The 308-nt window shown below is 56.5% G+C and carries 1 protein-coding gene; it reads left to right on the top strand.

Features of this window, described 5'->3' with window-relative positions; translation table 11 throughout:
* Positions 1-308: zeta toxin family protein (locus EII35_RS15705; protein ID WP_185744417.1), on the top strand; the 308-nt coding region annotated here is incomplete at both ends.

Raw genomic sequence — 308 nt, 5'->3', positions numbered from 1 at the left:
GGAGCTATGAATCCTGGCTGAAACCCGCCCGGGTCAAGGAACTCGAAACACAAGGAGAACGATTCTTCCCCCTCGACCTGGCCACCCTCGTCCACGAAGAATCCTCCCTTCTGGCTCAACGGATGCGCAAGGAAGCAATGCAGGATGGATGCAACATCGTCATCGACACAGTTCTTGGTTCTCCAAGATCGGTGACTGACATCCAGACCACGTTGGCGGCTGCGGGATATCGTGTCGAGATCATCGATGTCGAGGTTCCTGAAGCAGTGTCCCGAGAAGCGATCCGGCAACGATGGCGTGACGGCTAC

Source organism: Arachnia propionica (assembly GCF_003932785.1).
GTDB lineage: Bacteria > Actinomycetota > Actinomycetes > Propionibacteriales > Propionibacteriaceae > Arachnia > Arachnia propionica_B.
This window is presented reverse-complemented; position numbering and strand designations above follow the sequence as displayed.